19 protein-coding genes are annotated in these 22,962 nt (G+C 63.6%); 8 read left to right on the forward strand and 11 right to left on the reverse strand.

The window, feature by feature from the left end:
• Nucleotides 1–137: 137 nt before the first annotated feature.
• From P0D71_RS30050 to P0D71_RS30075, 6 genes are read left to right on the forward strand one after another with little or no spacing between them, the layout of a single operon-like run.
• Nucleotides 138–854 (forward strand): c-type cytochrome, encoded by a 717-nt coding sequence (locus P0D71_RS30050; RefSeq protein WP_408483329.1) that lies wholly within the window; start codon nt 138–140, stop codon nt 852–854.
• Complete coding sequence (locus P0D71_RS30055) at nt 851–2,251, forward strand: c-type cytochrome (RefSeq protein WP_408483330.1); 1,401 nt, start codon at nt 851–853, stop codon at nt 2,249–2,251. The genes P0D71_RS30050 and P0D71_RS30055 overlap by 4 nt, the downstream gene beginning before the upstream one ends.
• A gap of 24 nt (nt 2,252–2,275) precedes the next feature.
• Entirely contained in the window at nt 2,276–2,452 is a 177-nt protein-coding gene (locus tag P0D71_RS30060; protein WP_177205028.1) for a hypothetical protein, read from the forward strand.
• A gap of 2 nt (nt 2,453–2,454) precedes the next feature.
• Nucleotides 2,455–3,024 (forward strand): cupredoxin domain-containing protein, encoded by a 570-nt coding sequence (locus P0D71_RS30065; protein ID WP_091796772.1) that lies wholly within the window; start codon nt 2,455–2,457, stop codon nt 3,022–3,024.
• On the forward strand, nt 3,011–4,636 hold the full coding sequence (locus P0D71_RS30070) for a b(o/a)3-type cytochrome-c oxidase subunit 1 (protein ID WP_408483331.1): 1,626 nt from the start codon (nt 3,011–3,013) through the stop codon (nt 4,634–4,636). Before P0D71_RS30065 ends, P0D71_RS30070 begins: the two co-directional genes overlap by 14 nt.
• Entirely contained in the window at nt 4,633–5,442 is an 810-nt protein-coding gene (locus tag P0D71_RS30075; protein WP_091796774.1) for a c-type cytochrome, read from the forward strand. Before P0D71_RS30070 ends, P0D71_RS30075 begins: the two co-directional genes overlap by 4 nt.
• A gap of 72 nt (nt 5,443–5,514) precedes the next feature.
• On the opposite strand, the gene P0D71_RS30080 is transcribed toward P0D71_RS30075, so the two are convergent.
• On the reverse strand, nt 5,515–7,164 hold the full coding sequence (locus P0D71_RS30080) for a methyl-accepting chemotaxis protein (RefSeq protein ID WP_408185980.1): 1,650 nt from the start codon (nt 7,162–7,164) through the stop codon (nt 5,515–5,517).
• Between the two features lie 298 nt (nt 7,165–7,462).
• Here P0D71_RS30080 and P0D71_RS30085 point away from each other — a divergent pair, with 298 nt between their 5' ends.
• Nucleotides 7,463–8,263 carry a bestrophin-like domain gene (locus tag P0D71_RS30085; RefSeq protein WP_408185979.1) on the forward strand — a complete coding sequence of 267 codons (801 nt, stop codon included), beginning with the start codon at nt 7,463–7,465 and terminating at the stop codon, nt 8,261–8,263.
• Between the two features lie 39 nt (nt 8,264–8,302).
• On the opposite strand, the gene P0D71_RS30090 is transcribed toward P0D71_RS30085, so the two are convergent.
• From P0D71_RS30090 to P0D71_RS30135, 10 genes are all read right to left on the reverse strand, one after another.
• Nucleotides 8,303–9,115, reverse strand: coding sequence for an HpcH/HpaI aldolase/citrate lyase family protein (locus P0D71_RS30090; RefSeq protein ID WP_408353393.1), 813 nt, complete (start codon nt 9,113–9,115; stop codon nt 8,303–8,305).
• 32 nt (nt 9,116–9,147) lie between these two features.
• Complete coding sequence (locus tag P0D71_RS30095; protein ID WP_091796778.1) at nt 9,148–9,900, reverse strand: GntR family transcriptional regulator; 753 nt, start codon at nt 9,898–9,900, stop codon at nt 9,148–9,150.
• A 46-nt stretch (nt 9,901–9,946) separates the two neighbouring features.
• A complete protein-coding gene (locus tag P0D71_RS30100) occupies nt 9,947–11,137 on the reverse strand; it encodes a CaiB/BaiF CoA transferase family protein (protein WP_408483332.1) in 1,191 nt (396 codons plus the stop codon).
• Nucleotides 11,134–12,297 (reverse strand): acyl-CoA dehydrogenase family protein, encoded by a 1,164-nt coding sequence (locus P0D71_RS30105; protein WP_408483333.1) that lies wholly within the window; start codon nt 12,295–12,297, stop codon nt 11,134–11,136. The genes P0D71_RS30100 and P0D71_RS30105 overlap by 4 nt, the downstream gene beginning before the upstream one ends.
• A 10-nt stretch (nt 12,298–12,307) precedes the next feature.
• Complete coding sequence (locus P0D71_RS30110; protein ID WP_408483334.1) at nt 12,308–13,720, reverse strand: MmgE/PrpD family protein; 1,413 nt, start codon at nt 13,718–13,720, stop codon at nt 12,308–12,310.
• A gap of 6 nt (nt 13,721–13,726) precedes the next feature.
• On the reverse strand, nt 13,727–15,133 hold the full coding sequence (locus P0D71_RS30115; protein ID WP_091796782.1) for an MFS transporter: 1,407 nt from the start codon (nt 15,131–15,133) through the stop codon (nt 13,727–13,729).
• 167 nt (nt 15,134–15,300) lie between these two features.
• Complete coding sequence (locus P0D71_RS30120) at nt 15,301–15,801, reverse strand: MaoC family dehydratase (protein WP_408353389.1); 501 nt, start codon at nt 15,799–15,801, stop codon at nt 15,301–15,303.
• A 225-nt stretch (nt 15,802–16,026) separates the two neighbouring features.
• Entirely contained in the window at nt 16,027–17,625 is a 1,599-nt protein-coding gene (locus P0D71_RS30125; RefSeq protein WP_408483335.1) for an FAD-dependent monooxygenase, read from the reverse strand.
• Between the two features lie 240 nt (nt 17,626–17,865).
• The gene (locus tag P0D71_RS30130; protein ID WP_091796785.1) at nt 17,866–18,399 is read right to left on the reverse strand and encodes a single-stranded DNA-binding protein; all 534 of its coding nucleotides are present in this window, start codon (nt 18,397–18,399) and stop codon (nt 17,866–17,868) included.
• 135 nt (nt 18,400–18,534) lie between these two features.
• A complete protein-coding gene (locus P0D71_RS30135) occupies nt 18,535–19,722 on the reverse strand; it encodes an MFS transporter (protein WP_408185974.1) in 1,188 nt (395 codons plus the stop codon).
• A gap of 357 nt (nt 19,723–20,079) precedes the next feature.
• Between P0D71_RS30135 and uvrA the strand changes: the two genes are divergently transcribed.
• A complete protein-coding gene (uvrA, locus tag P0D71_RS30140) occupies nt 20,080–22,953 on the forward strand; it encodes an excinuclease ABC subunit UvrA (RefSeq protein WP_408483336.1) in 2,874 nt (957 codons plus the stop codon).
• Nucleotides 22,954–22,962: the final 9 nt, after the last annotated feature.

The following is a 22,962-nucleotide window of genomic DNA, read 5'->3' on the forward strand; positions in this document are numbered from 1 at the left end:
ATTTGCTGTTTTCGCACTCGTTATACAAAAACAACTGACGGAGTTGCCACACACCGTCCGTGGATTCAGGAGCCAATCCGCGAGCGAATGCGCGAGAAATAATCGAGAAGAAAGAACGTTCCCAATAGAGGCCTGGCGTGCATCGTAGAACTATCGGATCGTCTGTTCTGTTAGTGCTTTACGTCATGTGGAGCGGCGTGGCGCTCGCCGCCACCGACGCGTCCAGCGCCATGCCCTCGGCCATGGACGAACGCGTGCGCGCCTGCACCTCCTGTCACGGCGTGCAGGGCCAAGGCCTGAACAACGATTACTTTCCGCGCATTGCCGGCAAGCCGGCCGAGTATCTGTTCAACCAGTTGACCGCGTTTCGCGACGGCGGCCGCACATATCCGCCAATGGGCTATCTGCTCGCCTTCCTGCCCGACGACTACCTGCGCAAGATCAGCCAGTATTTCGCCGATCTGCAACCGCCCTACCCCAACGCCGATCAAAGCGCCGTCGCGCCGTCAGTGCTCGCCGCCGGACAGCGCCTCGTCACCCAGGGCGACCCTACCCGCAAGATACCGGCGTGCATTGCGTGCCACGGTGCGCGCATGACCGGGACGCAGCCGGGCATTCCTGGTCTGCTCGGTTTGCACGCGAGCTATATCGCCGGACAAATGGGTACCTGGCGCTCGGGCACGCGGCACGCGCTCGCGCCGGACTGCATGCATTCGATCGCGGTCAAGCTCAGCGACAAGGACATTACCGCGGTATCGAGCTGGCTCGCGCGCCAGCCGCGTCCGGCCGATCCGCGGCCCGCACCGGCGTCCGGCGAGCGGCTGCCTCTCGCATGCGGGAGCCAACCGCAATGAAGCCGACACTTCGCTCTCCGGGCTCGTTCCGCGCGCTGCGCACCGCGCTGCTCACCACTGTGCTCGCCATGACGAAGGGCCGACGCGCGCATGCGCCGTTCGCGTCAGGTCTCTTGGCCGCCGGCCTGATCCTCACGGGCAGCGCCGCGCTTCTGCACGTATCGCACACGCCCCTCATCGCCGAAGCACGCGCCGCCGACACCGCGACAACGTCCGCACCGGGCGGGGCCGCCGACACGCGCCCCGACATCGTCAAACGCGGCGAGTATCTGGCGCGCGCGGGCGACTGCGTGGCCTGCCACACCGCGCCGCGCGGCAAACTGTTCGCGGGCGGCCTTGCCATGGAAACGCCGTTCGGCACGCTGTATTCGCCAAACATCACGCCGGACGCGCAATACGGCATCGGCACCTGGAGTCAGGACGCGTTCTTCAAGATGATGCGCACCGGCCGCACGCCGGACGGCACGCTGATTTATCCAGCAATGCCGATCGCTCAATACACCAAGGTCACGCGCGAGGACTCGGACGCGATCTTCGCCTATCTGCGGACCGTCACGCCGGTGCGTGAGCCGAATCACAAACACACGCTGCGCTTCCCGTTCAATCAGCGCAACCTGCTGTACGGCTGGCGCACGCTGTATTTCCGCGAAGGCGAATTCCAGCCCGATCCGACCAAATCGGTCGAATGGAACCGCGGCGCGTATCTGGTCGAAGGGCTCGGGCACTGCACGATGTGCCACACCAAGATCAACATGCTCGGCGGCTCGTCGCAGAGCGAACAGTTCGCGGGCGGCCTGATTCCCGTACAGAACTGGTACGCGCCTTCGCTGACCTCGGACAAGGACGGCGGCCTCGGCGACTGGAGCACCAAAGACATCGTCGATCTGCTGCAAGCGGGCATTTCCGATCGCGGCGCGGTGTACGGCCCGATGGCCGAAGTCACGTACCACAGCCTCCAGTACATGACGGAAGACGATATCAAGGCGATGGCGGTTTATCTGAAATCCTTGCCCGACAAGAGCGGCCGCAAGACCGGTCCGTCGGCGCCGACCAACACCAACGTGTTCGCGCTCGGCGAAAAAATCTACGCCGACAAATGCGCGATCTGCCACGGCGAAAAGGGCGAAGGCAAGCTGCAACACTATCCGCCGCTCGCCGGCAACCAGTCGATCGAAATGGACTCTTCGGTCAATCCGATTCGCATCGTGCTCAATGGCGGTTTCCCGCCGGGCACGATGCGCAATCCTGAACCGTACGGCATGCCGCCTTTCGGTCAGGAACTGAACGACACCGACGCCGCCGCCGTGGTCACCTATATCCGCACGGCGTGGGGCAATCACGGTCAGCCCGTGACGTCCCGCGACGTCAACGCGTTGCGCAATGCGCCGTTGCACTGAACCGCCGCACTGGAGAGCCTTCAGATGGAAGCAAACGAAACCGGTAGCGCGGCCCCGCCGACGGACGAAGAAGTGGAACGCGTCGTCGCGGCCGGCCCGCATGGCGCGATCGCTCTCGCCGGCGTCGCCACGCTGATCGTCATGGCGATCTGGTTCGGCTTCTACTTTCTCGTGTTTCTGCCGCGCGGCGTGGTTCACTGATCATGTCGACCGATTCCAACCACCAATCGGGCGGCCACGCGGTCGCCTTGCGCGCCGAGCGCCGCTGGGCCATTTTCGCCGTCGCGCTGATCGTTCTGATGCTGGTCGTGATCGTGTATTCGGGACTGCATTGGGCGATGATGCCGCCCTCGCGCGTCGAAACGATCGATCCATCACGCCTGCAACTGTCCGGCGAATTCGTCGAAGACAATCTGGGCAGTGCGGTCGAGCCGGACGGCTCGGTGGTCGTGCGCTTCATCGCGCAGCAATACTCGTTCACGCCGCAATGTCTGCTGGTGCCCGCCGACACGCCGATCACGATCCGCACCACCAGCGCCGATGTCGTACACGGCCTGCTCGTCACCGACACCAACATCAACACGATGGTCGTGCCCGGCTACGTCGCCACGCTGAACACGCGCTTCGACGCGCCTGCCGATCACACCATGCCGTGCCACGAGTTCTGCGGCTTCGGGCATCAGACCATGTGGGCCCACGTGAAAGTCATCGACAAAGCCACCTTCTTCGAGCAGGCCCGACAATCACGGAGGCTGAGCTGTGTTTCACGCTAAGCGACTCGTTCTCGCGCATTTCTGGCTCGCCTTCATTGCGTTTCTGATCGCGCTGCTGCTCGGCGCCTGGCAGATGCTGGTGCGCAGCCCGCTGGTGCCGTGGGTCGGCGACCCCGAGCTTTACTATCGTTCGGTAACCGCGCACGGCTCCGTGATGGCTTATGTGCTGCCCACGCTGGTGTCGATGGGTTTCGGCTACGCGATCGTCGAACTCGCGCTCGCGCAGCGCCTCGTCGGTCTCAAATGGGCGTGGGCCGCCTTCATCATACTGGCAATCGGCGCGGTGATGGCAATGGTGCCCGTGGCGCTCGGCCAGGCCTCGGTGCTCTACACCTTCTATCCACCGATGATCGGCAGTCCCTTCTATTACCTCGGCGTGGTGCTGGTGGTGGTCGGCTCGTGGATCTGGGTCGCGCTGATGCATGTGAACCTGCGCATCTGGAAGCGCGCCAATCCGGGCAAGCCGGTGCCGCTCGCCATGTTCGCCAACGTGGCGGGCGCGTATCTGTGGGCCTGGACCGCTGTCGGCGCGGCGCTGGAAATCCTGTTCCAGATCCTGCCGGTCGCATTCGGCCTGACCAACACGATCGACGCCGGCCTCTCGCGCATCCTGTTCTCGTGGACGCTGCACGCGATCGTCTACTTCTGGCTGATTCCCGCTTATATCGCTTACTACACGCTGGTGCCGCGCGCGATCGGCGGACGGCTCTATAGCGATTCGATGGCGCGCGTGTCGTTCATCCTGTTCCTCGTCTTCGCGATGCCGATCGGCATTCACCACCTGTTCGCCGATCCGCAGGTCGGCTCCGGCTTCAAGTTCCTGCATGCCGTCTTCACCGGCATGGTGTCGGTGCCGACGCTGCTGACGGTGTTCACGATCTGCGCGTCCGTCGAAATCGCCGGCCGACTGCGCGGCGGCAAGGGCGCCTTCGGCTGGATAGGCGCACTGCCCTGGCAAAACCCGATGATGCTCGTAATCGCGTTCTCGTTCGTGATGCTCGGACTCGGCGGAGCGGGCGGGCTGATCAACATGAGCTACCAGCTGAACTCGACCGTGCACAACACGCAGTGGGTGACCGGCCACTTCCATCTGATCTTCGGCGGCGCGATCGTCATCATGTACTTCGCGATCGCCTATGAACTGTGGCCGCAACTGACCGGCCGGGCCCTCGCGTCGGTCAAGCTGGTGCGTACGCAACTGTGGCTGTGGTTCATCGGCATGATGGTCGTGACGCTGCCGTGGCATTACGTCGGCCTGCTCGGTGCGCCGCGCCGCATGGCCTACTACGACTACAACACGCCGGGCATGCAGTCGCAGGCGTTCTGGGTCGGCATGTCGGCGGTGGGCGGATTGATCCTCGTGGCGTCCGGCGTGCTGTTCATCTACATCCTCGCCAAGTCGCAATTCGGCCCGGTGGTGCAGCAGCAGAGCTTCCGCTTCGCGAGCGCGGCACAGCCGGTGGAGCGCGTGCCGGCCGCACTCAACAGCTTCGGTTTGTGGGTGGCGTTGATGATCGGCCTCACGGTCGTCAACTACAGTGTGCCGATCGTGCAGTTGCTCAGATTGCCGCAGACGTCCGTGCCGGCAGTCGTCGTCGGAGCGCAGCGATGAACCAGGAACGCGTCTTCAGCTTGCGCAACCCGTGGTTCACGGTGAGCGTGGGCGGCACGCTTGCGATTGCCGTCGTGTCGATACTGATCGGCTTTATCTGGCTGCCTTCGGCGAGCAACGCCTTCGGCGACCGCGGCTTATGGGCGACGATCTGCAGCGCCGCGGGCGCGCCGTCGAGCTGGTACGGCGGCGCCAATCTCACCGGGCCGGCGCCGAGCGAAGTGGTGGTCTTGCCGCCTTTGCGGCGCGCGCGAGCCGACGCGAATTCGATCGGCCGCGGCGCGACGATCGCGACGCAAAATTGCTCGATGTGTCACGGCGTGCTGGGCACGGTGCAGGTGACGGCGCCCGCGCTGGCCGGGCAATATGCCGACGTGATCTATAAAGAATTGCGCGACTACCAGAACGGCGTGCGCCAGAACGCGATCATGCAACCCATCATCGCCGCGCGCAGCGACCAGGATCTGCACGATCTGGCGGCTTATTACGCATCGCTGCCGCGGGCACCGGCAGCGCAGACACTGCCCACCGGGGTGGAACCGGACGCGAATGCCGTGAAGCTGGCCATGCAGGGCGATCCGCAGCGCAATATCGCGCCTTGCGCGGCATGCCACGGGCAGCTCGATCGCAAGGGCGCGGCGCCGTGGCTGGGCGGACAGTCGTCGATCTATCTGGCGGCGCAGTTACGCGCCTTTGCTTCCGGCGCAAGACACAACGACATCAACGAACAGATGCGCAACGTCGCACGGCAGATGACGCCCGCCGAGATCGACAGTGTGGCGAAATACTATGCGGCCATGCAGTAGCGGACGCTTTGCGCGTGCCGCGCGACTCGTCCCAACGACTCGACACGCCGTCTCGCAACACAACCGCCGATCTCAAGCCGTTGCGAACTCGCCTGCATGCGTGGTTCCCGGCGCGGCGACCGAACCGCCGCGCCGTCCGCCATGCGCGGACGACGAACCTGCGCCGCTGCCGGTCTGAAACACCGACACGGCGGAAGTCAGTCGCCGCGCCTGCTCTTCCAGCGAACTCGCCGCCGCCGCGGCCTCTTCGACCAGCGCCGCATTTTGCTGAGTCACCTCGTCCATCTGCGCAACCGCGAGATTGACCTGATCGATGCCGGTGCTCTGCTCGGTCGCGGCCGCCGCGATTTCACCCATGATCGAACTCACGCGCGCGATCGCGTCGACGATCTCGGTCATCGTCGAGCCCGAGCGTTGTACCAGCTGCGAACCGGCCTGCACACGCGCCGTCGATTCGTCGATCAAACCCTTGATCTCCTTCGCCGCTGCCGCGCTGCGCTGCGCGAGCGAGCGCACTTCGCTCGCCACCACCGCGAAGCCGCGTCCCTGCTCGCCGGCGCGCGCGGCTTCGACTGCCGCATTCAGCGCGAGAATATTGGTCTGAAACGCGATCCCTTCGATCACGCCGACAATGTCGGCAATGCGCCGCGAATCGTCAACGATGCCGTGCATCGTGCCCACCACCTGCTCCGTCAGATCGCCGCCTTGCGCGGCCAGACTGGATGCACCCTGCGCGAGCGAGCTGGCCTGCTTCGCGTTGTCGGCCGTCTGCTTGACCGTCGAGGTGAGCTGTTCGATGCTCGCCGCTGTTTCTTCGAGCGACGCGGCCTGCTCTTCGGTACGTTGCGACAGATCGGTATTGCCCGCGGCAATCTCGCTCACGCCGGTGTCGATGGATTCCGTGCCTTGCCGCACCGAATTCACTGTCGCGATCAGCGATTCCTGCATCTTGCGCAGCGCGGCCGCGAGACGGCCCATTTCGTTATTGCTGGCCACGACGATCTGACCAGTCAGGTCGCCATTGGCAATGCGCTGAAACTGCGCGATGGTGGCGTCGACCGGACTGACGATCGCGCGCACCAGCACCGCGCGGCCGATCAACGAACCGAGCAGCGACACGACCATGCCGATCGCCACCGCAATACAGATCGCGTAGAACAGATCCTGCGCATCCTGATAGCGCTGCGCGCCGTGATCGATCTGCAACTGTTCGAGCGTGAGCATGGCCTTTTCATAGGCGCTGTAGAGCGACGGCAGCTTGTGCGCCTGCAATTGCTGGAAGGTGGTCTTGTCGCCGGACTTGAGCGCGGCGAGCGCCGGATCGACGCCTTCGTGCAGGAAGGTATCGCGCTTGTCCTGCATGTCCTTGATGAGGCGCTGTTCGTCGGCGTCCGTGCTCGCGCGGCTCACATAGTGGGCAAGACGGTCGTTCGATCCTTTCTGGTACTGATCGAAACGCTTGAGCACGGCGTTCGCGCCGTCCTGATCGTTGAGATCGACGAGCGAGGCATACGTCGCCAGCGCGAGACGCAGGCGCAACAGCTGTCCGGCGCTGCCTTCGAGGTCGGCGACTGCCGGCGTGTCCACGGTGTACATCTGCTGCAGCGAGGCGTTGCTCGAGCGCAGCGACAGCAGGCCGGCGGCGGCGCCGACCAGTAACACGATGCCGAAAAATCCGATCATCATGGTCAGACAGGTGCGAATCGACAGATTTTTCAACATCGGGCGTGTCTCCGTTGGGCTGCCTGACCGGATGTTCATCAAAAATCTCGGCCACGCGCGCTGCGCCCAAGCTCACTCGGCCAGGTCCGCAACTATTGTCTTGATTTAAGCGAATGCCACATGTAAGGACTACGGCGCGATCAGCAAAAACTTGATAGTCGATGCCCACGCCGTTGTGTTACATCAAAATTCAAGCGGATGAGGCCGGTGATACGCGCCGATCGTTGCGGGACTACCCGGGTTTTCGGCGGGCGGCGGTTGATGGAAAGTGGCAAGGGTGCGTCTACGGAGCATGCGTATGTCCGAAGTCGGTTCGACCGTGGTGATTTTCGCTCTCTTGCTGATCGCGACCGGCGTGGGCGTGTGGGTGCGGCCGCTGTTGCCTGAAGAGCACAAGGCGCATGAAACGGTGCAGTTGATCCAGCTGGTGATCGGCATGCTGGTGACGTTCGCCGCGCTGGTACTCGGCTTGATGACGGCATCCGCGAAGTCCAGCTTCGACACGGCTTCCAATGATTTGCGCGCCTACGCAGCCGATCTGATCGAGTTCGACACGACCTTGCGCCAATACGGCGCGGATACCGATCCTGCCCGGCACCTGTTGCGCCAGTACACGGCGGCGGCGATTGCCTCGACGTGGCCCGGCGAAACCCCGCCCACCGGCGAATATCCCAAAGACATCGGATCGCAGGACAACTCGCAGAAACTGGAGAACGTGCGGCTCGGCGATATGCTGACCGCCGTGGGCAGGGAGTTACGGCAACTGCGGACCCACGATCCATTACAGCAACGCGCGCTCGACGACGGATTGGTGCAATACCGGCGCGTGGTGGACGCGCGGTGGAAGATCATCGAGGAAGCGCACAGCTCGATTTCCCAGCCGTTCCTCAAGACACTGACCTTCTGGCTGGCCGTGATCTTTCTGAGTTTCGGCCTGATCGCGCCGCGCAACGCGCTGGCGCTGGTCACGATTTTGCTCGGCGCGGTGTCGATTGCTTCCGCGATCTATGTGATCGTCGACCTGGATACGCCGTTTACGGGGCCGATTGTCATCTCCAGTGTGCCCATGAGGGACGCGTTGGACCATTTGCGCCGGTAAGCATGGCTTGCCTTGCCGCCGGGCCGAACCGGCGCACCATCACCGCGTGAGCGTGTCGAATTCAGCAATCCTCTTCGCCCGCTCGATGACCGGCCGGTCGACCAGTTTGCCGTCCACCGCGAACGCGCCTTCCGGATGCTCGCGACACGCCGCGAGAACACGCGCCGCCCAACGCCGCTCGTCCTCGCTGGGCGCGAAACCACTGTTGACCGGATCCACCTGCCGCGGGTGTATGCACAGCTTGCCGCCGAAGCCGAAGCGCCGCGCGGCGGCCACGTGCTCCGTCAGGCGGGCGAGATCGTCGAGCTCCAGCGTCACGCCATCGACCGGCGCGGCGAGGCCCGCATAGCGCGATTCGATCACCATCTGCGAGCGTACGTAATTCAGTTCGACGCCGAGTCCTTCAATGCCGGCATCGCCGCAAAAATCCACGGTGCCGAACGCAAGCCGCGTGACCGACGGCACGGCGGCGATTTCCCGCATCGCCACCACACCCGCGACGGTTTCGATGAGCGCCACGATGCGCATCGCCGCCGGCAGCCGCGCGGCGACGTCGGCGAGTTGCTGCGCGCTGTCCGACTTAGGCAGCATCAACGTGGCAATGCCGGAGGCCCGCACCATCTCCACATCGGCGACATGCCACGGTGTGCCCACCGCGTTGACGCGGACGATGAGCCGCGCGGGATCCGCAGTCGACAGCCAGCGTTGCAGGCCATCGCGCGCGGCGAGCTTCGCCGCCGGCGCAACCGCGTCTTCGAGATCGATCACCACCGCGTCGGCGCCCGTGTCGAGCGCCTTGCTGAAGCGCTCGGGCCGGTCGCCCGGTACAAACAGATAGCTGCGTGCGTCCATCCTGCTCTCCTGAACCGCACGCCGCGATGCTGCTAGTTGGCGTGCCAGTCGCGTTGAAATGTTTCGGAATAACTGTAGCGGTCCGCCGGATGCACGCTGATAGTCAGCTCGACCACCTGCGCACGCCGGTTCAGATAACGGCGGCACAACCACAGCGCGGGCGAACGCGGCTTCGCGTTCAAACGTTGCGCCAACGCCGCCGGCAGCGCGACCGCGCGGATTTCCTGCTGCACTTCGGCGATCTGCTCGCCGAACTGCTTTTCGATCAGCGTGTAGATCGGCACATGCGTACGGCCGCTCAGGCCTGTCAACGAGCGGAACGCCGGATGGATATACACCTGCGTGTGACAGATCGGCTCGACACTGTCCGGTGAACGGCGAATGCCCTCGGCCAGCAACCAGGTCTCACCCGGCTTCGCGCTGAGCCGCTCGAGCAGTTCGGCGTCGTCGATCTCGACGGTTTGCGTCGACTCGATCTCCAGCTCCGTGTCCGACGTGTAGCGGTGCAGGTCGCTCAGGCGCTCCATCACCTGCCGGTACGCGGTCTCGCTTTGTATGGCTTTCACGCGGGTGCCGATGCCGGGCCGCCGGTCCACCAGACCGCGCTGCTCCAGTTGCTTGATCGCCTGGCGCACCGTGAAGCGGCTCGCGCCGAACTGCTCGCAGAGCTCGAACTCGGTCGGCAGCAACGTGCCGATGGGAAACTGTCCGCCCTGAATCTCGTTCAGGAGCGTCTGTGCCAGTTGCATGTAGCGCGGCTGTTGCCCGAGGACTGTCGTGGCCATCTCGATGTGCAAAAAAGTGAAAGAGCGGACGGTTGCCCGCCCGGCCTTATTGCACCACACCCGCCTCTCTCAGCAAAGCTATCCTTTCCGGACCATAGCCCAGCTCGTCGAGCAGACGCTGCGTGTCCTGCCCGAGGTCCGGCGCCGCGCGCGTCGGCAGCGGCTCGTCGATCCGCACCGGCGCGGCCACGCCACGCACCGTGCCGAAGCGAGGATGTTCGGCGTTCACCACGCATTCGCGCTCGGCAACGAACGGATTCTCCAACGCCTCCTTGACGTCGAACACCGGCGCCGCCGGCACGCGGCCGCCGAAGCGTTCGAGCCATGTTGCCGTGGTCGCGCCCGATAACACCGCGTCGAGTTCGGTCTGCACCAGCTCGCGATTCGCGAGGCGCGCCTGAAAGTTGCAAAAGCGCGGATCGGTCACCCACGACGGTTTATCGAGCACTTCGGCGAGCACGCCCCAGAACTTTTCCTTGTTGCACATCAGGAAAATCCAGCCGTCCTGGGTCTTGTACAACTGGCTCGGCGTGAGCGACGGATGCGACGAGCGATTCTCGCGCCCCGTCACCACGCCGCCGTTCAGATACCACGTCGCGACATACGCGAGGTTGTGCAGCGCGACGTCGAAGAGACTCACGTCGATGTCGCGGCCCTTGCCCGATGTCTTCGCATCGACGAGACCGGCGAGCAGCGCCATCGCCGCGGTCGTGCCGGTCATCAGGTCGATGATCGACAAGCCGAAGCGCGCCGGCGGACTATCGGGCTCGCCCGTGACCGACAGATAGCCGGCCTCGGCCTGCATCAGATAGTCGTAGCCCGGCCATGCCGCGCGGCTGCCGGTGCGACCGTACGCGGACAGATGCCCGCACACGATCTTCGGATTCGCCTCGCGAAGTTGCTCATAGGTGAGTCCGAGCTTCGCCGGCAGATCGCCGCGCAGATTGTTGAACACCGCATCGCTCTTCGCGACGAGGTCCAGCAGCACCGCGCGCGCTTCGGGCTTTTTCAGATCGAGCGTCAGGCTGCATTTGTTGCGATTGAACGCTTCGAAAAAGTGGCTATCGCCGTCGCCGAAAAAATACGGGCCCACCGCGCGGCCGACGTCGCCGCCATTGGTCGGATGCTCGATCTTGATGATCTCCGCGCCGAGGTCCGCGAGATGCTGGGTCGCGAACGGCCCGGCGCCGTATTGTTCGATGGCGAGGACGCGCACGCCGCAAAGAGGCAGACTCATACCGGACTCCTTTCGATCAGCTGCTTCGCGATAATGATGCGTTGCATCTCGTTGGTGCCTTCGCCGATGGTGAGGAGCGGCGCATCGCGATACAGTCGCTCGACGTTGTACTCCTTCGAATAGCCGTACGCGCCGTGAATGCGCATGGCCTCGATGCTGTTTTCCAGCGCGGCTTCGGTGGCGAAGTATTTCGCCATGCCCGCCTCCATGTCGCAACGCTCGCCGCGGTCGTACTTCTGCGCGGCGGCGTCGACAAGGAGGCGCCCCGCTTCGACGCGTGTCGCCATCTCGCCGAGTTTCAACTGGATCGCCTGATGCTCGCAGATCGGCTTGCCGAAGGTCTTGCGCTGCTGCGAGTAGCTGACGGATTCATCGAGCGCGGCTTGCGCGACGCCGACGCCGCGCGCCGCGACATTGATACGGCCGAGTTCCAGGCCGCCGAGTATCTGCTGCAGGCCCTTGCCTTCCACGCCGCCGATCAACGCATCCACGGAAACGTGATAATCGTTGAACGACAGCTCGCAGGTATCGATACCTTTGTAGCCGAGCTTTTCGAGTTGGCGGCTGACTTCGAATCCTGGACCTTTCTGCACCAGCAACAAACTCATCCCACGATGCCGCGGCTCTGCCGTCGTATCCGTCTTTACCAGCAGCGCCAGCGTATTGCCGTGCTTGCTGTTGGTGATCCACGTCTTGTTGCCGTTCACGATGTATTCGTCGCCGGCGCGTTTGGCGGTCGTGCGTATCGCCTGCAGATCCGTGCCGCAATCGGGCTCGGTCAGGCCGATGCCGCCGCGCCACTCGCCGGTGGCGAACTTCGGCAGATACTTGTTCTTCTGCTCGGGCGTGCCGTTGCGTTGCACCAGCATCGCGAGAATCAGATGCGAATTGATGATGCCGCTCACCGACATCCAGACCCGCGAGATGCGCGCGATGATCTGCGCGTAGGTCCGTGTTGACAGGCCCAGCCCGCCATACTCAGGATCGATGATGCAGCCGAACAGGCCCATCTCTTTCATCTTCTCGACGATCTCCGCCGGGTAGATATCGTCGTGATCGAACTTGTGGACGTAGGGCCGCACCTCGGTGTCGAGAAAGCGGTCCAGCATGTCGAGAATCAGTTGATCGTTTTCCAGCGTGTCGAGTTCAGTGGCGGTCATGATGACGTCCTTAAGATGCGGTGTGTCCAGCAAGCGTGTCGGCGAGCGCGCGGGCCGGCTGTTCGTCGAGTTGCAAGACGGCGTGGGCGACCTGTTCGGCCGCACTGCGGGAAATGCTGCGCTGCGCGTTCGCGTAGAACTTGGCGACGATGTCGTCGTTGCTGACGGGACGGTCCGCGCAACCGCGATTGATCGCCTCGCGATGCGCGATACGCGAACCGTCGCTGCGCTCCACCACGACTTCGCCGGTGTAGTGGCGCGGGAAGGTCGTGTCGGGATCGATTTCGTAATCGACTTTTTTGGCGAGCGCCAAAACCGCTGGATCGGCGAGCGCGGCCGGTTCGAGTTCGTCGAGCGTGAAGCGGCCTTTGAGCAACGCCGTGGCGACGATGTACGGCACGCTGAATTGCGCGTCGTAGGCGGTGACCGGCTTGCGCTTCGCCTCGACCGGTTCGCAGACGATTTCCACCGTGCCGCGCGGCACTTTCGCGACCACGCGTTTGATCGAGTCGAGCTTGTCTGCCGAGAAGCGATGCTCACGATGCAACGCGATCGCCGCGTCGGCGACTGCATGCGTGAAGTGACACGCGGGCAGCGGCTTGATCGCCACTTCGTCGATCTGCCATGAACTGCCCAGGCCTTCGGTGGCGAGTTCGCGGTCGGCCGCGTCGAGTGGTTTGCCGAGGTGGCTCGCGTAGAGCCCGAAGCGTCCTTCGTAGGCCAAACGTGGACCCGTGAAGCCGTGTTTGGCGAGCGTCGCGGCGGTGATCGCCGAGGCAGCCGCGAAACCCGGATGAGCGCGCTTGGTCCACGCGCCGTCTTCGAGAAATTCGAGGCTGCCGGCCGCCATTGAAAGCACGATGCCTTGCGCATGCGCCACGCGAGCCTCGTCCAGTTGCAGCAGACGCGCTGCGGCAACCGCGCAGCCGAACGCGCCCACCAGGCCCGTCGGATGAAAACCGGCGTCGTGGAATCCGCCCTTGGCCGCCGACGCTACGCGCGTCGACACTTCCATTGCGACGATATACGCGGTCAACAGATCGGCACCGCTTGCGCCGTCGTGATCGGCGAGTGCGAGCACGCAGGGCAACGCGCTGGTGGTCGAGTGAATGACGCCGCGCGAATGCGTGTCGTCGAAGTCGAGACCGTGAATCAGCACGCCGTTCATCGTCGCGGCGTCGCGCAGGCCAAGACGCCGGCCGTAGCCGATCACTGGCGAAGCGCCGTTGCCGAGTTCGGAGAAGGCGGCGAGCGCAACATCCGCATACGGATAACCACGTGACGCGAATGCAATGCCAACGGCGTCGAGAATCAGATGCTTGGCGCGCGTCTGCACCGCACGCGGCACGTCGCGCAATTGCAGGCCCAGACCGAAGCGCGCGTACTGATCGGACAGCGTGACAGAGGTATCGAGTGAAGTCATGGAGGATTAACCTTGCTGGGTAGCGGGTATCGGATCGGAATCGGTGTCGAGGCTCGGCGAGATCCGCTCAAGCGCGTGCTGATTGGTTTCGACACGCAGCAGCAGAATGCCGAGCACCAACAGCCCGAGCACGCTACTCACCATGGCCAGCACGCCGGACACACCGAACGAGTTGTAGAGCACCACCGCGAGATACGGCGTGGTCATCGAAGCAGCGCGGCCGCAGACGCCCGCCGTGCCGGTACCGCGCAGACGCAGTTCGGTCGGAAAGAGTTCAGGGATGTAGGCGAACAAGCCGAGCGTGGTGACCGTGTAGATACAGGTGACCAGCACGAAGCCCACACTGCTGATCGCCCAACCCGCATGCATGTTCGGATAGATGAAGCCGACCACGATCGTGGCGATCGCGAAGATCACCAGACCACGCGCGCGGCCCACACGATCCGCGCAGAGAAAGCCGATCAACGCGCCGCCGGGTGCGCCGAACGCCATGAGCGTCGTGAAGCCGAGCGATTGCACGATGGTGAGACCTTCCTTCACGAAGAAGGTCGGCAACCACGCAACAAAGCCGTACACCGAAATATTCACCGCGACCGCCGTGAGAATGGCGACCAGCGTTCGGCCGAGCATGGCGTGCGAGAACAGAGCGGAGAACGGTGCTTTCGGCACTTCGAGACTTTCGGTGCGCTCGACCGGCGGCAACGGGCCTTTCTGTCGCTGCACCTCGTTTTCGATGGCCGAAACGGTCGCCTCGGCTTCGTCGCTGCGGCCCACTGATTCGAGCCAGCGCGGCGACTCCGGCATACGGTGCCGCAGCACCCACACGATGATCGCGCCGACGCCGGCAATCCCGAACATATAGCGCCAACCCAGCAGCGGGATCACGACGTAGCCCACCGCCGTCGACACCAGCAATCCGGAATTGATAATGAGCGCGAGCAACGCGGTCCAGCGTCCGCGTGATGCCGGGGGGATGAATTCGCACAACGTGCCCGCCGCCACCACGAGTTCGGCGCCGAGGCCGATGCCCATGATCAACCGGAGCACGATCAGCCACATCATGTTCGGCACGAAGCACGCGGCGATCGACGCGATGCCGAAGATCAGCAGATTGGTCTGATACGACGAGCGGCGCCCGAAGCGGTCGCCGAGATAACCGGCCAGGCCTGCGCCGATCAGCATGCCGAAGAACGTCACCGAAATGAATAGCGCGTTCAGTTTCAGATCGGAGAAGCCCGCTTTCACCATCGCGCCGAGCGCACCGGCGGCGAGATAGATGTCGAAGGCGTCGAGAAAGGCGCCCGCGCTGATGAGGCCGAGAACCTTCCAGTGAAAGGACGCGATGGGCAGGCGATCGAGTCGCGCGCCCGAGTTGACGATACCGATAGCCACCTTTGTCTCCTTGGTGTGCATGCGGCCGCATTGACGCTTGCCGCTTCGTGGCGCCTGTTCGGGCGCCGCCGGAATCCGCGCGCGGGCTGCTCTTGCCGGCAGATGCGCGCAATGTGCTGCTGGTCGTTCTCAGACTGCCCGAGCGTTCAGTTCGCTCATGCGGCGATTGACGCGGGGCAACGCGTCGATCAATCGCCGACGCCGTGGCCGCGCGCCGGCACGAGCGCGCTGCGCACGAAGTCCATGATCGGTGTGCCGTCCTGCTTGAACGCGCGAGTTTGCACGGTGACGATGCCCTGCCCCGGACGCGACTTCGATTCGCGCTTCTCGAGCACTTCGGATTCCGCATAAATCGTGTCGCCGCAAAACACCGGACCGGTCAAACGGATTTCTTTCCAGCCGAGGTTGGCGATCGCCTTGCCGCTGACGTCGTTCACCGAGAGTCCCAGCACCACGGCAACCGTCAGACCGCTATTGACCAGCAGGCGGCCGAATTCGCTCTTGGCGGCGTAGGCGGCATCGCAATGCATCGGATGGAAATTCATCGTCAGCAGCGAGAAGTGGATGTTGTCGGCTTCCGTAATAGTGCGCCCGGGGCGGTGTTCGTAGATATCGCCGACCTGGAAATCTTCGAGGTAGCGCCCGTAATTGGCGCGTATGCGGTGTTTGACTGCGAGGTCTGATTCCATGCCTGTCTCCTGTTTCGAGTGACTTTATCTGCGTTTGTTACTTTGTCCGTACAAACTATGGACTGAGTATTGTCGGGGAAGGAGTGAATGTCAAGGCGACATTGAGGAAGATAAGGCTGAAGGGTGGGAAATGGGGCGCTGAGGCATGCCTGGCGTGGTGCCTAGGTTTATCCCTAGGGGTGTCCCAGACCGGCGCCCGACTATCGCACGCCGCCCCGAATCACGTCAGTCGATCCGTATCGACCGCCGCAACCACCCCTTCAACGCGTCTTTCGAACAATGGCTCGCACGCCAGCCGAGATGCGCGTCGGGCCGCACGCCCCACACCGTGCCGCTCGGGGCGCGAAACGCCGTCGCGAATTCATGTGCCGCATCCGTCAGCACGGTGATCCGCTCGTTGCGGGGCACATCGCATCCCGGCGCCACGATCAGCGCCGCGGACGCGAACTCGTCAGGCAGGGCAGCGAGCGCGGAGCAGCCCTCGACAAACGCGTCGTATTGCGCAGCGGGTGAATCGATATAGCCGAGCAAGACATGTCGGCCGCGGCCGACGTGGTCATGCAGGCGCTGCGCGTGGCCGACGTAGGTCTGCTGGAAGCCCCCCACTTCGGGAACCCGGTCGCCGGGCGCGGGCGACGCCGCGTCCATCCCGGGACACTCGTCGACGACGATTTGGCTGCCGCGATAGGTGACGAGCAACTGGGTTTCGCGCATAGCCGGTGTCACCGCCTCGCGAGCGAACACCGCATTGAGCGCCGCGCTGGTCGACTGAACGACGTCGACTCCGACGGGATGCCGTTCCGCCGAATAGCTCTCGAGCAATTCAGGCTGTGCGAGGCCTTTCGCCGCGAGCGACAGCTTCCACGCCAGATTGTGCGCATCCTGCAAGCCCGTATTCATACCCTGCCCGCCCACCGGCGGATGAATATGCGCCGCGTCGCCAGCAATGAAGACACTGCCCTGCGCATACGCGGGCACGATGCGATGGCTGACACGGTAGACCGACGACCAGCGCATCGACGAGAGGCGCGTGTCATCGGGCAAGGCCGGCAGCAGCAGCGCGCACATCGTATCGAAATCGGGTGAGGGGTTATCGGCGAACGCGGCCTTGTCTTCGGGCACGACGACCGAAAGCCGATAGCGTCGGTCCGAGCCGCGAACCGGCACTGCCGCGAGCGCCGTTTTCGGGCGGCCCTCAGCACTCCATTCGAAGCGATACATCGGCCCCCGGGGCAGATCCCACTCGACGTCGAGATCGGCGAGCGCAAATGTTTGCGGGTATTGTCCGCCTTCGAACGCAAAACCGAGCGTCGAGCGAACCTTGCTGTGCGCGCCATCGCAGCCCACGAGCCAACGGCAACGCAGGGTGTGCGTCTGCCCGTCGGAATCCGTGAGTTGCGCATGGACCGCGCCCTCGCGCTCTTCGAAGGCGGTCAACTCGACGCCGTATTCGACCCGTCCGCCATGCGCGGCGAGTGCGGCCTCGAGAAGACGTTCCGTTTCGAACTGCGCGAGCGACAACGAGCCGTAGGGCAGCCCTGCCGTCGGCATGTTCATGCTGCGTGCCGGGACCATGACGCCGTCCTGCCAGGTTTGAACGCCGGTCAGCCATATTCCGGACTCAATCGCGCGCCGGGCGATGCCGATGTCTTCGAATATCTCGATGGTGCGCGGCGTAATGCCGAGCGCCTTGCAATAGAAGATCCTGGTGGACATACGGTCGACGAGGCGCACCTCGACGCCGTCGCGTCGCAACTCCGTAGCGAGCAATAGACCGACCGGGCCGGCGCCGACGATCAGGACATCTGCGGCATCATCCGACATGTCAAATGCCCCCTCGGAAGATGAAAGGGAATCCGCGCTGTCACGCGGGGCTATCGATTCCACGGACAAAATGCATCACGGTGGCGTCTAAAAAATGTAGCCGCGATTTCGATCGCTTGCGCGTTTTTTTATGAATCAGCGTGCCATGCCAGTGTTCGTGCGCGCTGCCTGCCAGAGCCAAGAACAAAAAAACCCCACCAAAAGGCGGGGTTGATCTTTACACTTTCTGATTACGGGTGGTTAAAACGGAATATCGTCATCCATCTCGTCAAATCCGCCACCAGCCGGCGCGCTCGGACGGCTCGCGCCGCCGCCACCACCGCTGCCGCCACGCGCACCACCACCCGACACCGCACGGCCACCACCACCGCCGCCGCTTCGCTCCGACGGCTCACCGCGGCTATAACCGCCTTCGTCACCGCCGCCGCCCATCGAGCCGCCGCGGCCACCCAGCATTTGCATCTGCTCGGCGACGATTTCCGTCGAGTAACGGTCGGTGCCGTCTTGCGCCTGCCACTTACGGGTACGGATGCGCCCTTCCAGGTACACCGACGAGCCCTTCTTCAGATATTCGGACACGATTTCCGCGAGGCGGCCGAAGAACGAGACGCGGTGCCATTCGGTCGCTTCTTTCATTTCGCCGGACGCCTTGTCCTTGTACCGATCCGTCGTTGCAAGGCGGATGTTCGCCACTGCGTCGCCGCTCGGAAGATAACGGACTTCCGGATCGGCTCCGAGATTGCCGACGAGAATGACCTTGTTCACGGATGCCATGAGTTTCTCCTGTTGATTCCGTTACGGGCGGCGCGGCAATACACGGTTCGCGTTTCAGGGCCGGCAGGCCCGAGACCGGAACTGCGCCTCTGCCCGCCGCCGGGTGAGTTCTGGGTAAGTTCGGGATGCGCCGTATTACGCTTTGCGCGGCGGCTGTTTCATCTTTGCGGCGATTATAAGCCAGCAAAAGACGAGCCCCGAACAAGTGAAGAAGACGGCGCTCTGACCATCCGCCTTCAGCAACCAGCCGCCGACCACGCCACCCAGCGCAAGACCGATGGACTGGGTGGTGTTGTACACGCCGGCGGCCGCGCCCTTGCGGGTTCCGGGCGCCAGTTTCGACACCAGCGAAGGCTGCGAAGCTTCAAGAATATTGAAGCCGAGAAAGTACACAAAAAGGATCGCCGCCACACTCAGAATCGTATGCGGAGCGACGCCCAATAACAACTGTCCGATCAGGATAAGAGCGATCGCCGACAGCAGCACGATTTTCATTTTTCCGCGCTTTTCGGCGGCGATGATCGCCGGCACCATCATCACGAACGACAGGCCCATGACCGGCAAATACACTTTCCAGTGGGAGGCGACCGGCAGGCCGCCGGCTTCGAGAATGCGCGGCACGACGAGGAACAGCGCGGTTTGCGTCGCGTGCAGCACGAGCACGCCGAAATTCAGACGCAGCAACTCGACGTTGTGCAGCACTTCGGCGAATGGTGCGCGCACATGCACCGGTTTCGGCGCATCCGGCACGATCCACACCACCACGCCGATCGCCAGAATCGAGAAGATGCCGACCAGCGTAAACAGGCCGCTCATGCCGACCCACTGGAACACGATCGGCGCGCCGACAATCGCCACCGCGAACGACACGCCAATACTGCCGCCCACCATGGCCATGGCCTTGGTGCGATTTTCCTCGGCGGTCAGGTCGGCGATGAACGCGATCACCGCGGAGGACACCGCGCCCATGCCCTGAATCACCCGGCCGACGATGATCCACGTCATGTCGTGCGCGCCCGCCGCCACGAAGCTACCGAGCGCGAAGATCAGCAGGCCGGTCGCAATGACCGGTTTGCGGCCGACCTTGTCGGAGACCCAGCCGTAGAAGATGTACAGCATGGACTGCGTCACGCCGTAAGCGCCGAGCGCGATCCCCACCAGCAGCACGTTGTCGCCGCCGGGGATGGTCTTCGCGTAGATCGAGAACACCGGCATGATCATGAAGAGACCCAGCATGCGCAGCGCGAAGATCGCGGCAAGCGACACGGTCGCGCGCAGTTCAGGCGCGCTCATGCGTGAGGAAGTGGCGGACGGATTGGACATCGGGAACGTTCTGTGAATGAGCTGGGTGGCACACCGCGGGCGGACACAGCGGCAAGGCGGCCATGACCGCGCGGCTTGCCGCAGGACGGCGGGCCAGCAGGCGGCACGAGGATCGAGCCCGCAGCCTTCGCACCTTCCGCCGGCGCCTCGCGGTTGCCTCGGGGTTGCCTCGCGGTTGCCTTGTACTCGCGGAAAACGGCCCCAGTTAGACCTCTTGTCCGCAGCGCTGGGCCGCTGCCTTACAGCTCGCTTCGACACCTCTTCAGGCTGTCAGGAAGCCGTAACGGCGGTCTTGAAAAGTCGTTATAGTAGCAGGTTTAGCCTCTTCCTCTTTCCGCCAGTTCATGGAATAAATCCGTGGAACAAATCCGTATTCGTGGGGCTCGCACCCACAACCTGAAGAACGTCAACCTCGACCTACCCCGTCACAAGCTCGTCGTCATCACGGGCCTTTCAGGCTCGGGAAAATCGTCGCTGGCGTTCGACACGCTCTATGCGGAAGGACAACGGCGCTACGTCGAAAGTCTCTCCGCCTATGCACGCCAGTTCCTGCAACTGATGGAGAAGCCCGACGTCGATCTGATCGAAGGGCTGTCGCCGGCCATCTCGATCGAACAGAAGGCGACCTCGCACAATCCGCGCTCCACGGTCGGCACCGTCACCGAGATTCACGACTATCTGCGTCTGCTGTTCGCACGGGTCGGCACGCCTTACTGTCCGGACCACGAAATTCCGCTGGAAGCGCAAAGCGTCTCGCAGATGGTCGACGCGGCGCTCGCGCTGCCGGAAGAAACCAGGCTGATGATCCTCGCGCCGGTGGTGGCCAACCGCAAGGGCGAGCACGTCGAACTGTTCGAGGAAATGCAGGCGCAGGGCTTTATCCGTTTCCGCGTGCGCTCGGGCGGCGGCACCGCCAATGAAGGCGTCGCGAAAATCTACGAAGTCGACTCGCTGCCGAAGCTGAAGAAGAACGACAAGCACACCATCGACGTGGTCGTGGACCGCCTGAAAGTGCGCCCCGACATGAAGCAGCGTCTCGCCGAATCGTTCGAAACGGCACTGCGTCTCGCCGACGGCCGCGCGATCGCGCTCGAAATGGACACCGACAAAGAGCATCTGTTCAGCTCCAAGTTCGCCTGCCCGATCTGCTCGTACTCGCTGCAGGAACTGGAGCCGCGCCTTTTCTCGTTCAACAATCCGATGGGCGCGTGCCCGGAATGCGACGGCCTCGGCCAGATCACGTTCTTCGATCCGAAGCGGGTGGTCGCGCATCCGTCGCTGTCGCTCGCGGCGGGCGCGGTGAAGGGTTGGGACCGGCGCAACCAGTTCTACTTCCAGATGCTGCAGAGCCTCGCGGCGTTCTACGAGTTCGACATCGACACCGCCGTCGAAGACTTGCCGGAGAAGGTCCGCAAGATTCTGCTGTTCGGTTCGGGCAAGCAGGAGATCCCGTTCTCGTACATCAACGAACGCGGCCGCACCTCGGTGCGCGAGCATGTGTTCGAAGGGATCATCCCGAATCTGGAACGGCGTTACCGCGAGACCGACTCGGTCGCGGTGCGCGAAGAGCTCGCCAAGTATCAGAACAACCAGCCCTGCCCTGCCTGCGCCGGCACGCGGCTGCGCCGCGAAGCGCGCTTCGTGCGAATCGGCGCGGACGGCGATGCGCGCGGCATCTTCGAAATCAGCGGCTGGCCGCTGCGCGACGCGCTCGGCTATTTCCAGACGCTGCGCCTGGAAGGCTCGAAGCGCGAGATCGCCGACAAGGTGGTCAAGGAAATCGTCGCGCGGCTCATGTTCCTGAACAACGTCGGGCTCGACTATCTGTCGCTCGAACGCAGTGCGGAAACGCTGTCCGGCGGCGAGGCGCAGCGCATTCGCCTCGCCTCGCAGATCGGCTCGGGGTTGACCGGCGTGATGTACGTGCTGGACGAACCGTCCATCGGCTTGCATCAGCGTGATAACGACCGGCTGATCGCCACGCTCAAGCATCTGCGCGACCTGGGTAATTCGGTGATCGTCGTCGAACACGACGAAGACATGATCCGCATGGCCGACTACGTGGTCGACATGGGGCCGGGCGCGGGCGAACACGGCGGCATGGTGATCGCCGAAGGCACGCCTAAACAGGTGCAGGCGAACGCGGCGTCGATGACCGGGCAGTACATGTCCGGCGCGCGCAACATCGAATTCCCGGACGAACGCAAGGAGCCGGACGAGCGGCGTCTACGCATCGTCGAGGCGTACGGCAACAATCTGCAGCACGTCTCGCTCGATCTGCCGGTCGGCTTGCTGACCTGCGTGACCGGCGTGTCCGGTTCGGGCAAGTCCACGCTGATCAACGACACGCTGTACCACGCAGTCGCGCATCACCTGTATGGCTCGGCCACGGAGCCGGCGCCGTATGAATCGATCGAGGGCCTCGAGCACTTCGACAAGGTGATCAACGTCGACCAGTCGCCGATCGGCCGCACACCGCGTTCGAATCCGGCCACCTACACGGGTCTCTTCACGCCGATCCGCGAACTGTTCGCGGGCGTGCCTGCGGCGAAAGAACGCGGCTACGAAGCGGGCCGCTTCTCGTTCAACGTGAAGGGCGGCCGCTGCGAATCCTGCCAGGGCGACGGCGTGCTGAAGGTCGAGATGCACTTTTTGCCGGACGTGTACGTGCCGTGCGACGTCTGCCACGGCAAGCGCTACAACCGCGAAACGCTGGACGTTCAGTACAAAGGCAAGAACATCAGCGAAGTCCTCGACATGACGGTGGAGAATGCCTACGAGTTCTTCAAGCCCGTGCCGGTCGTCGCGCGCAAGCTGAAAACCCTGCTGGACGTAGGTTTGGGCTATATCCGCCTGGGCCAGTCGGCCACTACCCTGTCGGGCGGGGAAGCACAGCGCGTCAAACTATCTTTGGAACTGAGCAAGCGTGATACCGGTCGCACGCTATACATACTCGATGAACCGACCACCGGATTGCACTTTCATGACATCGCGCTGTTGCTCGGAGTGATTCATCGTTTACGGGACCAGGGTAATACTGTCGTGATCATCGAGCATAATCTCGATGTAATAAAAACCGCGGACTGGGTCATCGACCTCGGCCCTGAAGGCGGGGCGGGCGGCGGGCAAATCATCGCCCAAGGCACGCCGGAGCAGGTTGCGAAGTCGAAGGCAAGTTTTACCGGTAAATATCTGGCGCCTTTGCTGAAACGCGCGGCCAGTAAAAAGTAACGCTGCACA

Source organism: Paraburkholderia sp. RL17-383-BIF-A (genome assembly GCF_046028015.1).
Classification (GTDB): domain Bacteria; phylum Pseudomonadota; class Gammaproteobacteria; order Burkholderiales; family Burkholderiaceae; genus Paraburkholderia.